The organism is Bradyrhizobium sp. Kon69 (genome assembly GCF_055807515.1).
In genome coordinates, this window is record NZ_JBVVOS010000006.1 from 1 (window position 1) to 13,191 (window position 13,191).

Genomic DNA, 13,191 nt, shown 5'->3' on the forward strand with positions numbered 1-13,191 from the left:
CGGCACCGCGACGCCCGAGAACGACAAGATGGAGTACAATACGACATCGGCCGTGTTCGGCGACCTCGTCTCGAAGATTCCGGTCACCTCCAACAAGTCGATGGTCGGCCACACCATCTCGGCCGCCGGCGCGGTCGAGGCAATCTTCTCGCTGCTCACGCTCGAACATCAGCGCATCCCGCCGACGATCAACTACGACAATCCCGACCCAACGATCCTGTTCGACGTCGTCGGCAACAAGGCACGCGATGCCCGCGTCACCGCTGTGATGTCGAACTCGTTCGGCTTCGGCGGCCAGAACGCCTCGCTGATCCTGACCCGCGAACCGGCCTGACCGGACGCATGGCGCTGCTTCCTGCGAGGACGAAGGCCCGCGCGCGGGAGACGGCCAAATCGATCGGTGGAGGCCTGATCGGCGCGGCCACCGTCGGCATGTTGCGCACCACGCGTTATTTCGATCCGGCCAAGACCTCGGACTTTTTCGCACGTGTCACCAAGCTGATCGGGCCGCGCCTTCGCGAGCACCGCATCGGCCGCGCCAACCTCAGCGCGGCCTTTCCGGAGAAATCGCCCGAGGAAATCGAATCCATCCTGATGGGCGTCTGGGACAATCTCGGTCGCGTCGGCGCCGAATTCGCCCATATGGACCACGTCTGGGATTACGACCGCGATCATCCGGAAAACAGTCGGATCGAACTGCCCAGCCGCAGCATCGAGCTGTTCGATCAGATCCGCGACGACGGCAAACCCGCGCTGATCTTCGCCGCGCATCTCGCCAACTGGGAATTGCCGGCGCTTGCCGCCGTCGCACACGGGCTCGATGCGGCGATCCTCTACCGCCGCCCGAATATCGCGTCCGCCGACCGCATCATCCAGGAGATGCGCCAGGTTAACATGGGCACGCTGATCCCGGCAGGGCGCGACGCGCCGCTGCGGCTCGCGCAGGCGCTCAAGGACGGCAAGCACGTCGCGATGCTGATCGACCAGTATCTGACCGGCGGCGTCGAGGTCACCTTCTTCGGCCGCAAGACCCGCGCCAATCCGATGTTGGCGCGCCTGTTGCGCCAGGTGGAATGCCCGATCCACGGCGTCCGCGTCATCCGCCTGCCCGGCGGCCGCTTCACCGCCGAGATCACCGAAGAGGTCCACCCGGTGCGCGACGCCGACGGCAAGATCGACATCCAGGGCACCACGCAGGCGATCACGAGCGTAGTGGAAGGCTGGGTCCGCGAGCATCCGGAGCAGTGGTTGTGGCTGCACCGCAGGTGGCGGTAGCGGACAGTCCTTACCGCCCCGTCTTCACCCTGGTCCACAGCCGGTTGATGACCCGCTGGGTCGCCGGCTCACGCGCCGTGATGACGAACAGTTTCGCGAGCGTCGCCTCGTCCGGATAGATATTCTTGTCGTTCAGGATCTTCGGGTCGACCAGCTTCTGGCTGGCGAGGTTGCCGTTGGCGTAGGACAGGAAGTCCGTATTCTTGGCGGCCACGTCCGGACGGTAGAGATAGTTGATCAGCTCGTAGGCTTCCTTGACGTTCCTGGCATCCGCGGGGATCGCGAGATTGTCGAAGAACATCTGCGCGCCCTCCTTCGGAATCGTGTAGCCGATCTCGATGCCGCTTTTGGCTTCGGCAGCGCGGGCGCGGGCTTGCATGATGTCGCCGGACCAGCCGACCACGAAGCAGATCTCGCCCGTTGCGAGCGCGCTTAAATATTCGGACGAGTGAAACTTGCGCACGGCGGGCCGGACCTTGGCGACGACATCGGCGGCCTTTTCGAGGTCGGCCTGCTTGGTCGAGTTCGGATCGAGCCCGAGATAGTTCAACGCCGCCGGGAAGATGTCGTCGGCGGAATCCAGCATGTGGACGCCGCAGTCCTTGAATTTCGCGAGATTCTCCGGCTTGAACACGATGTCCCAGCTGTCGATCTTCGCATCCGCTCCGAGAATCTGCTTCAGCTTGGCGACGTTGTAGCCGATGCCCGTCGTGCCCCACATGTAATTGGCGGCGTAGACATTGCCGGGATCGTAGATCGCGAGACGTTCGGTCACCACCGGCCAGGCATTGGCCAGGTTCGGCAGCTTCGACTTGTCGAGCTTCTGGAAGATGTTGGCCTTGATCTGGCGCTGGAGGAAATAGGCGGTGGGCACCACGACGTCATAGCCGGACTTGCCGGCCATCAAGCGCGTCTCCAGGGTCTCGTTGGCGTCAAAAGTGTCGTAGACGACCTTGATGCCGGTCTCCTTGGTGAAGGCCTCGAGGACATCGGGCGCCACGTAGTTCGACCAGTTGTAGAAGTTGACGACTCGCTCCTCGGCCCCCGCGGGGGCGGAGAGCAACGTCAGCGCGGCGGCGATCGCGAGGCCAAAACCAAAGCGGCTGACGTTCGTCATCTCCCTACCTCTTGCGCCCGCGCACCGCGTCCGACAGCCGCTCCAGCGCGGTGTCGAGCGTCTCGTCCTTCTTGGCAAAGCAGAAGCGCACCACCGAGGTCACAGGGTCCTGCTCGTAGAAGGCCGACACCGGGATTGCCGCGACCTTGTAGTCCTTCACGATCCGCCAGCAGAACTCGGCGTCGCTCTCGTTCAGCCCGAGCGGGGACAGGTCGACGGTGAGGAAGTAGGTGCCCTGCGACTTCAGCACCGGGAAGCCGAGGCTCTCCAGTCCCTTGGCGAGGCGGTCCCTGCTCCGCGCCAGGTCCTTGCGCATCGACAGGAAATACTCGTCCGGCTTGCCAAGGCCGTAGGCGACGGCGGCCTGGAGGTTCGGCGCGGTGGTGAAGGTCAGGAACTGGTGCACCTTGGCGGCAACGCGCAGCAACGGCGGCGCGGCGCAAACGAAGCCGATCTTCCAGCCCGTCAACGAGAAGATCTTGCCGGCCGAGCCGACCTTGATGGTGCGATCCCGCATGCCGGGGATGGTGATCAGCGGGATGTGCTTGTGCTCGTCGAAAGTAACGTGCTCCCAGACCTCGTCGCAGATCGCGATGACGTCGAACTCCTGGCAGTAGCGCGCCAAAAGCTCGAGGTCCTCGCGCGGAAACACCACCGCGGAGGGATTCAGGGGATTGTTGAAGAGCACCGCCTTGGTCTTTGAATTGAAGACGCTTTTCAGCATGTCCTCATTCAGCCGCCAATGCGGCGGCTCGAGCCGGACCAGGCGCGGAATGCCGCCGGCCTGCCGGATGATCGGCAGGTAGGAATCGTAGACCGGCTGGAAGCAAACCACCTCGTCACCGGGCTGGACGACGGCGAGGATGGCCGAGGTCAGGGCCTCGGTGCCGCCGGAGGTCACCATCACCTCGCTCATCGGATCGAGCTCGAGGCCATGCCAGTGGCCGTAATGGGTCGCGATCGCCTGGCGCAGCTCGGGCAGGCCCATCATCGACGGGTACTGGTTGTAGCCGTTCAGCGAGGCCTCGGCCGCGGCGCGGCGGATGTCCTCGGGCCCGGGATCGTCGGGAAAGCCCTGGCCGAGATTGATGGCGGCATTGTCGCGCGCGGCCTGCGACATCGCCTCGAAGATGGTGACGGGAAGGTCCGCGAAGACCTTGTTGAGGGACGAGCTCTTGGACATCGGCGGGGTCAGCCGCCGACCTTGCTGGGAAGACCCGCCGCCTTCCAGCCCAGCATGCCGCCGGCCAGATGCTTGTCGTAAGGCAGCCCTGCCGCCTGCGCCGCCAGCGAGGCCGTCACGGAACGCTTGCCCGAGCGGCAGGCGAACACGACCTCCTTGCCGGCGGGATCGGGAATCGCCTTGGGATCGAAAGTCGAGAGCGGCACGACCACGCCGTAGGGATAGGCCTCGGCCTCGACCTCGTTCGGCTCGCGCACGTCGACCAGGAGATAGCGCCCTTCCGCGACACCCTTGGAGACCTCGTCCGGGGTCAGATCCTGTACTTGATTTGCCACATCATCCTCCAACGTCGCGGGCCGCTGCCGGGGCGATCCCGGCGGCCGGCAACCTCGCCTCTCGGCCGGTGAAAATCAAGCACTACAAAGGCTTGAGCTGCATTGCGCAAGTTAAAGCTAAATCGCAGCGACTTGAAGCGCGACCTTCCAACGGAGGATCAGATCGTCACTTTAGATGGTGACCTGGGTGCCGACCTCGACGACGCGGCCGGAGGGGATCTGGAAATAGTCGGTGGCGTCGTTGGCGGAACGGCTGAGCGAGATGAACAGCCGGTCCTGCCAGCGCGGCATGCCGGAATGGGCCGCCGGTTTCAGCGCCCTCCGCGACAGGAAGAAGGAGGTCGACATGATGTCGAACTGCCAGCCGAGCTTCCGGGCGATCGCCAGCGCCTTCGGCACGTTGGGCGATTCCATGAAGCCGAACTTCAGCGTCACCTTGGAGAAGGTCGGCGAGATCTGTTCCAGCTTCACCCGCTCGGCCGGATCGATGCGCGGGGTCTGTGCGGTCTCGATGGTGAGAATGACGTTCTTCTCGTGCAGCACCTTGTAGTGCTTCAGACTATGCATCAGCGCGGTCGGGGCACTGAGGGGATCGCTGGTCAGGAACACGGCGGTGCCGGGCACGCGCTGCGGCGGGCGCTTCTCCAGCATCGCCACGAGGTCGGCGAGCGGGAATTCGAGCTTGCGCGACTTCTCGAACAGCAGCCGGCTGCCGCGCCGCCACGTGTACATCAGCATGATCATGACTGCGCCGAGCGCCAGGGGCACCCAGCCGCCCTCGAACACCTTGAGCAGATTGGCGGCGAGAAAGGTCAGGTCGAGGAACAGGAACGGCGCGATCAGGGCGGCGGCCGTGAACGGCGACCATTTCCAGACCTTCCAGATCACCACAAAACCCATCATCGCCGTGACCACCATGGTCCCGGTGACGGAGATGCCATAGGCCGACGCCAGCGCGGTGGAAGAGCGGAACAGCAGCACCAGCAGCACCACCGCGACCAGCAGGAGCTGGTTGATGCGCGGGATGAAGATCTGGCCCGAATGGGCTTCGGACGTATGGCGAATTTCAAAACGCGGCAACAGACCGAGCTGGATCGCCTGGCGCGTCAGCGAATAGGCACCGGTGATGACCGCCTGGCTCGCGATGACAGTTGCGGCGGTCGCCAGCACGACCATGCAGCCGCGGAAGAAGCCTTGCGGAAAGAGCTGGAAGAACGGGCTCACGATCGCGCCGGGATCGCCGAGCACGAGCGCCCCCTGCCCCAGATAGTTCAATGCCAGCGACGGCACCACGATGAACAGCCAGGCGGTCTGGATCGGCCGCTTGCCGAAATGGCCGAGGTCGGCATAGAGCGCCTCGGCACCGGTGACCGCCAGAAACACCGCGCCGAGCGTCACGAAGCCGATGATGCCATGGTGGATCATGAAGGACACGGCATAGAGCGGGTTCAGCGCCAACAGCACCTGCGGCTGCTGGATGATCGGGTTGATCGCCGCGATCGCGATCACGGCGAACCAGACGCACATGATCGGGCCGAAGAAGGCGGCCACGCGAGCGGTGCCACGGGATTGCACGGCAAACAGACCAACCAGGATGATCACGGTCAGCGGCACGATGTAGGGCTCGAAGTGCAGGGTCACGTCCTTCATGCCTTCGATCGCCGACAGCACCGAGAGCGCCGGCGTGATCACGGCGTCGCCGTAGAACAGGGCGCCGGAAATGATGCCGAGCAGGACGATGGTTGTTCCGCGGGTGCCGACTGCGCGCTGGGCCAGCGCCATCAGCGCCAGCGTGCCGCCCTCGCCGTTGTTGTCGGCGCGGAGCAGGATCACGACGTATTTGAGCGTCACCACGATGATGAGCGCCCACAGGATCAGGGAGAGCACGCCGAGCACGGCCGCCGGCGTCGGCAGCCCCTCCGCGCCAGAAGCCGCCATGACCGCCTCGCGGAACGCGTAGAGCGGGCTGGTGCCGATATCGCCGTAGACGACGCCGATGCTGCCGAGTGTCAGCGCACCGAAACCGGCGGTGGTGTGGGCGTCGCCATGCCCATTGGCCGCCGCCGTTTCCGGGGCGGAAATCGCTACATCACTTGTCATGGGAGAGCCTGATGGCCTCTGAAAATGCTTCACTGCACAACGGCAGAAGGGCGCGCGGCTTATAGGCCTGCGCTACCGGCATAGCCTAGCCCGATTTTGGGGCTTTGGCATGCAATTTTGCATGTCTCTGCCAGTCGCCGTTTAGATGGTGACTTGGGTTCCGACTTCAACCACCCGCCCGGTGGGAATTTGGAAATAGTCGGTGGCGTCGTTGGCGGACCGGCTCAGCGCGATGAACAAATGGTCCTGCCAAAGCGGCATGCCGGACTGCGCCGACGCCTTCAGCGAGCGCCGCGACACGAAGAACGAGGTCGACATGATGTCGAACTGCCAGCCCTGCTTGCGCGCGATCGCGAGCGCCTTGGGCACGTTTGGCTGCTCCATGTAACCGAAGCGCAGGCGGACCTTGAAGAACTTGTCGCTGATCTTCTCCATCCGGAAACGCTCCGATAGGTCGACCCGCGGCGTATGCGCGGTCTCGATGGTCAGGACCACGTTGTGCTCGTGCAGCACCTTGTTGTGCTTGAGATTGTGCAGCAGCGCGGTCGGCACGAAGGAGGGATCGCTGGTCAGGAACACCGCGGTGCCCTTGACGATGTGCGGCGGCCGCTTCTCCAAGCTCCGGATCAGATCGTCCAGCGGCACCTCGATGCGGCGCGTTTTCTGGATCAGGATCGCGGACCCTCGCCGCCAGGTCCAGATTGTCCCGGCCATGAGCACGCCGAACAGCAGCGGCACCCAGGCGCCTTCCAGCAGCTTCAGAAGATTCGCGCTGAAGAAGCTGATGTCGACCACGACGAAGGGCAGGATCACGGCCGCGGCCGTCGCCGCGCGCCAGTTCCACAATTTCCAGATCACGATGAAGCCCATGATGCCGTCGGCAACCATGGTGGTGGAAACCGCAATACCGTAGGCCGAAGCCAGATTGCTGGGGGTGTGGAACAACAGCACCAGCAGCATCACACCAATCAGGAGCAGCCGGTTTACACGCGGCAGATAGATCTGGCCGGCATGAGTTTCCGAGGTGAAGCGCACCTCGAAGCGCGGCAGGAGGCCGAGCTGCACAGCCTGATAGACCAGCGAATAGGCCCCTGTGATCACCGCCTGGCTCGCGATCACGGTCGCCGCGGTCGCAAGTCCGACCAGCGGCAGCACGAAATGCTCGGGCACCATGCGATAGAAAGAGTGCTCGATCGCGCTGGGATCCGACAGCACCAGTGCGCCCTGCCCGAAATAGTTGATCAGGAGCGCGGGCAGGACGAAGAACATCCAGGCCGACTGGATCGGCTTGCGGCCGAAATGGCCGAGGTCTGCGTAAAGCGCCTCGCCGCCGGTCACCGCGAGGAACACCGCGCCCAGTGTCACCAAGCCGATCGTGCCGTGCGACAGCAGGAATTGCAGCGCGTAGTAGGGATTGATTGCTGCCAGCACCGACGGATCGTCGGCGATGTGAACGGCGCCCAACACGGCAAGGACGGTGAACCAGACGACCATCACCGGCCCGAAAGCCGAGGCGACCAGCGCCGTCCCCTTGCTCTGGACCGCGAACAGCAGCGCCAGGATGAGAACGGTCAGGGGAACGACATAGTGCTCGAAGGCGGGTGTTGCGAGCTTCAGACCCTCGACCGCCGACAGCACCGAGATCGCCGGCGTGATCATGGAATCGCCGATGAACATGGAGGCGCCGACCACGCCAAGCGCCGTCAGGAACCAGCTCCGCCGCCCGAGCGCGCGCTGACCGAGCGCCATGAGGGAAAGCGTGCCGCCCTCCCCGTTGTTGTCGGCGCGCAGCAGCAGCAGAACGTATTTGGCGGTGACGACGATCAGCAGCGCCCAGAGGATCAGCGAGAGCACGCCGAGCACCATGACCCGCGAGACCGGCTGACCGTGGGCCGCGCCCCTGACGGCCTCGTGGAATGCGTAGAGCGGCGACGTCCCGATGTCGCCGAAGACGACGCCGATGCTCCCGAGCGTCAGGCCCCAGAAACCCGAGCTGACCGGTCCGTCCGGAGCTTCGGTCGATGTGATGCTCGCCGTCATATGAAACTGGAACGCTTTTGCCCGAGAATTGATCCGGCGCCTTTTGACGGTTCCGGCGCCCCTGTCAATCGGCACATCACCATAGCAGGCGCCAAGGCAGATGCTGTGACGGCGCAGCAACGGTCGTCGTCCACGCGACGACATGCCTCAGGTAAGATTGTGGCACAAGAGCCCTGAGCCTGTCCGTCCCCGATCGAACGGGAATTGGCTCTACATCCTTGTTTTGTCGTGCTTTCTTCGCGCGAAACAGGGTCCGCTTTGCTCGAATGCGCCCTACGGCTTCAGATTCGGCGGCAGCGGCGGATCTTCGCGCATCAGGGTGATGGTCACCCGCCGGTTGGCCGCGAGCGAGGGATCGTCCGGAAACAGCGGCTGGGTGTCCGCCTTGCCGGCGACGGCGAAGACATGGGCGGCCGGCAGGCCCTCGCGTTCGAGGATCTGACGCACGGCATTGGCGCGGTCTGCCGACAGGTCGAAGGCGCCGTAGTCGCTGCGGGTCGGCACGAATCCAGCCGCGGTGTGGCCAGCGATGGAGACGCGCAGCGGTGTCGCCTTGAGCGGGACAGCGAGCTTCTCGATCAGGCGCCGGGTGCGGTCATAGGGCACTTTGGAGCCGTCGGCGAACATCGAGCGGCCGTCCTGGTCCACGATCTCGAGGTTGAGGCCCTGCTTGGTCTCCTCGAACATGATGTGCTTCGACATCTCGGTCAGTTCTGGCATGTCCTGCAACGCTTGGCGCAGCGAGGCCGCCGCCAGCGCAAAATTGCGGTCGACCTTGATCTTCGCGCCCGAGGTGCGGTCACGATCCTCCTGGTCCGGCGTCGGCGTGTTGGAGGAGTCCTCGGGCTGAATGTGATCGACGTTCTTCAGCCGCGGGCGGGTCGGCAGCCCGTCGGACTCGACGATGCCGGAATAGCGCGCTTCGGTCTGAACACCGAAGGCGTCGCGCATGGAGCCTGCGACGACCTTGAGCTTGTTGGCATCCTGCGTCGAGAACGCGACGAGCATCACGAAGAAGCTCATCATCAGGCCCATCAGGTCGGCGAAGGTCACGAACCAGCCGTGACCGCCTCCGTGTGAATCGCCGCGCTTCTTCTTGGCCATGTCTCAAATCCCGATGCGCGGCCTCAGGCCGGCACCGGCTCGCCTTCGGCGTGGCGGTGCTTCTCGGGCAGATAGGCCAGCAGCATTTCGCGGACCAGCGTCGGGCTCTTGGAGTCGCGGATCATCAGGATGCCGTCGATGATCAACGTGCGGTTGGTCTCTTCGTCCAGGAGCTTGCCATGCAGCTTGTCGGCGATCGGAGTACAGAACAGGTTGGCGACCAGCGCGCCGTAGAGAGTCGCGAGCAGCGCGGTCGCCATGAACGGGCCGAGCTTTGAGGGGTCGGTCATGTTGGCGAACATCTGCACCATGCCGATCAGCGTGCCGACCATGCCGAAGGCCGGGGCGCAGTCGCCGATGGCGCGGTAGATCTTGCTGCCTTCGTCCAGATGCATCAAAAAATTATCGCGGTCGCGCTCGAGATTGTCGCGAATGAAATCGAGGTCGTAGCCGTCGGCGACGTAGCGGATGCCCTTGGCCAGGAACGGCTCGTCGGTCTCGACTTTTTCCAGCCCCACCGGGCCCTGCTTGCGGGCGATCTCGGCGATACGGGCGAGCTCGTCGACCAGATCGTGCGCCGACAGACGGCTCATCGTGAAGGCAAACTTGGCGCCGAGCGGCAGGCCGTGGATCAGCGTCGAGAGCGGAAAGCGGATCATGGTCGCAGCCGTCGAGCCGCCGAAGATGATGATCATCGCATGCTCGGAAACGAACATGTGGAGATCGCCGCCCAGCAGCATCATCGTCGCGATGACGACAATACCCGCCACGAGCCCGATGCTCGTCATGATATCCATGGGAGACTCCAACGCGAACGCAACAACGGCCGTCCTGGCCGATGGCGCGGCCCAACCCCGAACCGCATCGGAAACCCTAGTGAGCTGCGATTAAAGACGCGTAAAGGTTAAGTGGAGCCGTCGCGCCTGGCGGCCGCAGCGCGCTGAAAGGCGCCGGCTTTTGCCGAGTGCCGACAGGGATTTCAACATTTCGCTAACCATAGGGCGTTGCGCGTACCCCATCACTCAAGGCCGTGCGCGCGCGATCCCTTCGGCTGCGGCCCTGCGCCACATCGGGGGCGACCGATCAGTTGGTATTCTGGAGCGGGCCGGCTCCTCAGGGCGGAAGGCATCGCAATGGTGACGCTGTTCAGTCTTCTCACCGCGCTTCCCGCAGTGCTGGCGCTCCACATGCTCGAACCCGGGCTCGTCCTGCCGGCCTTCAGCGTGCTGCTCTTTGTCGAGGCGGCCCTGGCCGTGATCGCAGCACGCCTGATCCACATGCCGGACAATGCGGACAATATCACCCTGTGGGATTTTGCCGGCGGCTTCACCTTGATCGGATGCGCTGCCGCGGTGCTCGGCGAGCCGGATCAGGCCGCCCTGTTCCTGACGGAACAGGGCAGCCTGCGAGCGGCGTCGCAACCGTAGATCATTGCGGTCCCGCCGTTAGTGGATCTCCGCCGAGCGCTTCAGCGCGGCCTTGAGCTTCTCCAGCGAGAAGTCGGGGCTGCGGGCGATCTCGAGGATCGGCGTCTCGCGGCGGCCGCAGAGCTCGGCAGCCTCGGGCAGCTTTGCGGCGATATCGTGCGGGATCACGATGGCGCCGTGCTGGTCGGCGTGGATCAAATCGTCCGACTTGACGGTCATGCCGGCGACGCGCACTTCGCCGCCAAAGCTCTCGGCGTGCACCCAGGCATGCGACGGGCCGATCGAGCCGGCCAGCGCCTGGAAGCCCGGCGCCCATTGCGGGATGTCGCGGATCGAACCGTCGGTGATGACGCCGAGACAGCCTAGCGCCTTGTGCACGTTGCTCTGCACCTCGCCCCAGAACGCGCCGTAGCCGACGTCGGGACCGTCGATGTCCTGGATCACCGAGATGCGCGGACCGTGGCCGGTACCGACATATTCGTAATAGTCGATGCGGCGCTTGGACTGCTCTTCCGGCGGTAGCGAATTTTTCAGCACCGAGCGGATCGCGACCGTGCGGGCATAGCCGACGATCGGGGGCAGATCGGGAAATGGGCAGACCAGCGGCTTGGTGGTGTAGCCGATCAGCCGGCGCTCGGGCGCCACGATCTCCATGGCATTGCAGATCGTCGGCGTGTCATAGCGGCCCAGCGCTTCGAGGACGGAAGCGGGCAGCGGCCCGGTCGCAGTATTCGTCACGGCGTTCTCTCCCAGATTGGCGGCCACTGTTGGCGCGGTGCCGCCGGCACCGGGCGATATAGCCGAGATCGGGCCTCAACCCAACTCAGGGCGCCTCATGGCAGATATCCAAGTCTCGCTGCCTAAGTGGCTTTGGGCTCAGTGCCTCGCTGCTTGGCGCTTGCCGTTCAGTGCAGCCGGTCGGGCCGGTCGTCTTCGCGCGGCGGCTCCGACAGGTTTGCCAGCGTCGGTGCCGACGGCGGAGAGGAGACCTCGCCTCCAGCCGGCGCGGTGGCTTCCATTGCGCGTGCCTGGTCGCGATAGGATTTGTAGCCGAGCGGCAAAGCGAGGAGATACAGCACCGTTCCGATGGACAGCACGTGCCAGGGATAGGCGATCAGGATCGCGATGAACACAACCACAGCGACGAACGCCGGCAGCACCAGTTCGGGCGGCACGCGCATGCGCTTGGTCTTGCCGGAGAACACCGGCAGGCGCGACACCATCAGGAAGGCGATCAGCAGCGTATACGCAGCCGTCACCGCCGCAGGCAGCCGGCCGAGATCGAGGAACGCGATATAGATCGGCAGCAGCACCGTGATCGCGCCGGCCGGCGCCGGCACGCCGGTGAAGAAATTCGCGGCAAAGGCCGGCTTGTTGGGATCGTCCATGGTGGCATTGAAGCGCGCCAGGCGGAGGCCACCGGAGATCGCGAACACCATGGCCGCGATCCAGCCGGCATTGCCGAGCTCGTGCAGCTGCCAGAAATACAGCATCAGGCCGGGCGCCACGCCGAAATTGACGAAGTCGGCGAGGCTGTCGAGCTCGGCGCCGAACTTGGACTGCCCCTTGATCATGCGCGCGATGCGGCCGTCGATGCCGTCGAGTGCCGCCGCGAACACGATGGCGTAGACCGCGAGCGACATCCGCCCCTCGATCGAGAGCCGGATTGAGGTCAGGCCGGCGCAGATCGCCAGCAGCGTGATGACGTTGGGCACCAGCATGCGCACCGGGATCGGGCGGAACCGCCGCCGGCGTACGTCTGGATCTCTAGAGTCGTAGGGCGTCATGGCTCGTCCTCACCTTGGGGCGAGGTATAGCAAGCCGCGTTCCCCTCCGCCATTGCGGCGGAAGGCCCCTCGGGCCGACTTATTGGTTAATTGGAGCGGTAGGCGCGGCTCGGGTCGTCTCCGGCGAGATCGGCCAGAATCGTCTCGCCGGCGATCGCGGTCTGGCCTTCCGAGACCAGCGCCCTGGTGCCCAGCGGCAGATAGACGTCGAGCCGCGAGCCGAAGCGGATCAGACCGAAGCGCTCACCGGCGCCGATCGCCTGCCCCTCTTTGACGAAGCAGACGATGCGCTTGGCGACGAGCCCTGCGATCTGAACCACGCCGATCCGCGCCGTCGGCGTCGTGATCACCAGCGAGTTGCGCTCATTGTCCTCGCTCGCCTTGTCCAGCTCGGCATTGATGAAAAGGCCGGGGCGGTAGGCGATACGGTCCACCCGGCCCGCGATCGGGCTGCGGTTCACATGGCAGTTGAACACGCTCATGAACACCGAGATGCGCGGCAGTGGCCGGTCGCCGAGCCCGAGCTCGGCGGGCGGCAGCGCCATGGTGATCATCGAGACGCGGCCGTCGGCGGGCGACACCACGAGCCCCTCGCGCACCGGGGTCACGCGCACGGGGTCGCGGAAGAACAGCGCGCACCACACGGTCAGGATGGTGCCGATCCATCCCAAAGGCGACCACAGCCAGAACAGGACCAGGCTGGCCAGCGCAAAGCCGCCGATGAAGGGATAACCCTCCTTGTGGATTGGCGGGATCTGACGCTGGATCGAATCGAGAATGGACATCGCTATTTGCCGCTCAGGGTTGATGGCGCAGGTCGTCC

At 64.7% G+C, this 13,191-nt stretch carries 12 protein-coding genes and 1 pseudogene; 3 read left to right on the forward strand and 10 right to left on the reverse strand.

What is annotated here, in order from left to right:
* Window positions 1-334, forward strand: a pseudogene (locus AC0L3U_RS09850) (beta-ketoacyl-ACP synthase); the annotation flags it as partial.
* Window positions 335-342: 8 nt separating this feature from the next.
* Window positions 343-1,275, forward strand: coding sequence for a lipid A biosynthesis lauroyl acyltransferase (locus AC0L3U_RS09855; RefSeq protein WP_473361606.1), 933 nt, complete (start codon window positions 343-345; stop codon window positions 1,273-1,275).
* A 10-nt stretch (window positions 1,276-1,285) separates the two neighbouring features.
* Here AC0L3U_RS09855 and AC0L3U_RS09860 read toward each other — a convergent pair whose 3' ends face one another.
* The 7 genes from AC0L3U_RS09860 to AC0L3U_RS09890 all read right to left on the reverse strand — a co-directional run bounded on the left by AC0L3U_RS09860 (window position 1,286) and on the right by AC0L3U_RS09890 (window position 9,951).
* Window positions 1,286-2,392, reverse strand: a complete 1,107-nt coding sequence (locus AC0L3U_RS09860; protein ID WP_473361607.1) for a polyamine ABC transporter substrate-binding protein — start codon at window positions 2,390-2,392, stop codon at window positions 1,286-1,288.
* Between the two features lie 4 nt (window positions 2,393-2,396).
* Window positions 2,397-3,575 carry an aminotransferase gene (locus AC0L3U_RS09865; RefSeq protein ID WP_473361608.1) on the reverse strand — a complete coding sequence of 393 codons (1,179 nt, stop codon included), beginning with the start codon at window positions 3,573-3,575 and terminating at the stop codon, window positions 2,397-2,399.
* Window positions 3,576-3,583: 8 nt separating this feature from the next.
* A complete protein-coding gene (locus AC0L3U_RS09870) occupies window positions 3,584-3,910 on the reverse strand; it encodes a rhodanese-like domain-containing protein (RefSeq protein WP_015686918.1) in 327 nt (108 codons plus the stop codon).
* A 171-nt stretch (window positions 3,911-4,081) separates the two neighbouring features.
* The gene (locus AC0L3U_RS09875; protein ID WP_473361609.1) at window positions 4,082-6,010 is read right to left on the reverse strand and encodes a potassium transporter Kup; all 1,929 of its coding nucleotides are present in this window, start codon (window positions 6,008-6,010) and stop codon (window positions 4,082-4,084) included.
* Window positions 6,011-6,151: 141 nt separating this feature from the next.
* Entirely contained in the window at window positions 6,152-8,050 is a 1,899-nt protein-coding gene (locus AC0L3U_RS09880) for a potassium transporter Kup (protein ID WP_473287329.1), read from the reverse strand.
* A 273-nt stretch (window positions 8,051-8,323) separates the two neighbouring features.
* The gene (locus tag AC0L3U_RS09885) at window positions 8,324-9,154 is read right to left on the reverse strand and encodes an OmpA/MotB family protein (protein ID WP_007592497.1); all 831 of its coding nucleotides are present in this window, start codon (window positions 9,152-9,154) and stop codon (window positions 8,324-8,326) included.
* A 23-nt stretch (window positions 9,155-9,177) separates the two neighbouring features.
* Entirely contained in the window at window positions 9,178-9,951 is a 774-nt protein-coding gene (locus AC0L3U_RS09890) for a motility protein A (protein WP_018459340.1), read from the reverse strand.
* Window positions 9,952-10,287: 336 nt separating this feature from the next.
* Here AC0L3U_RS09890 and AC0L3U_RS09895 point away from each other — a divergent pair, with 336 nt between their 5' ends.
* Complete coding sequence (locus AC0L3U_RS09895) at window positions 10,288-10,581, forward strand: hypothetical protein (RefSeq protein ID WP_473361610.1); 294 nt, start codon at window positions 10,288-10,290, stop codon at window positions 10,579-10,581.
* An 18-nt stretch (window positions 10,582-10,599) separates the two neighbouring features.
* Here the strand turns inward: AC0L3U_RS09895 and AC0L3U_RS09900 are convergent, their stop codons facing one another.
* The 3 genes from AC0L3U_RS09900 to AC0L3U_RS09910 all read right to left on the reverse strand — a co-directional run bounded on the left by AC0L3U_RS09900 (window position 10,600) and on the right by AC0L3U_RS09910 (window position 13,159).
* Window positions 10,600-11,319, reverse strand: coding sequence for an RraA family protein (locus tag AC0L3U_RS09900; protein WP_027569441.1), 720 nt, complete (start codon window positions 11,317-11,319; stop codon window positions 10,600-10,602).
* A 167-nt stretch (window positions 11,320-11,486) separates the two neighbouring features.
* Window positions 11,487-12,368: a CDP-alcohol phosphatidyltransferase family protein gene (locus AC0L3U_RS09905; protein WP_473361611.1), complete on the reverse strand. Its 882-nt coding sequence runs from the start codon at window positions 12,366-12,368 to the stop codon at window positions 11,487-11,489.
* 86 nt (window positions 12,369-12,454) lie between these two features.
* Window positions 12,455-13,159 carry a phosphatidylserine decarboxylase gene (locus tag AC0L3U_RS09910; RefSeq protein ID WP_473361785.1) on the reverse strand — a complete coding sequence of 235 codons (705 nt, stop codon included), beginning with the start codon at window positions 13,157-13,159 and terminating at the stop codon, window positions 12,455-12,457.
* Window positions 13,160-13,191: the final 32 nt, after the last annotated feature.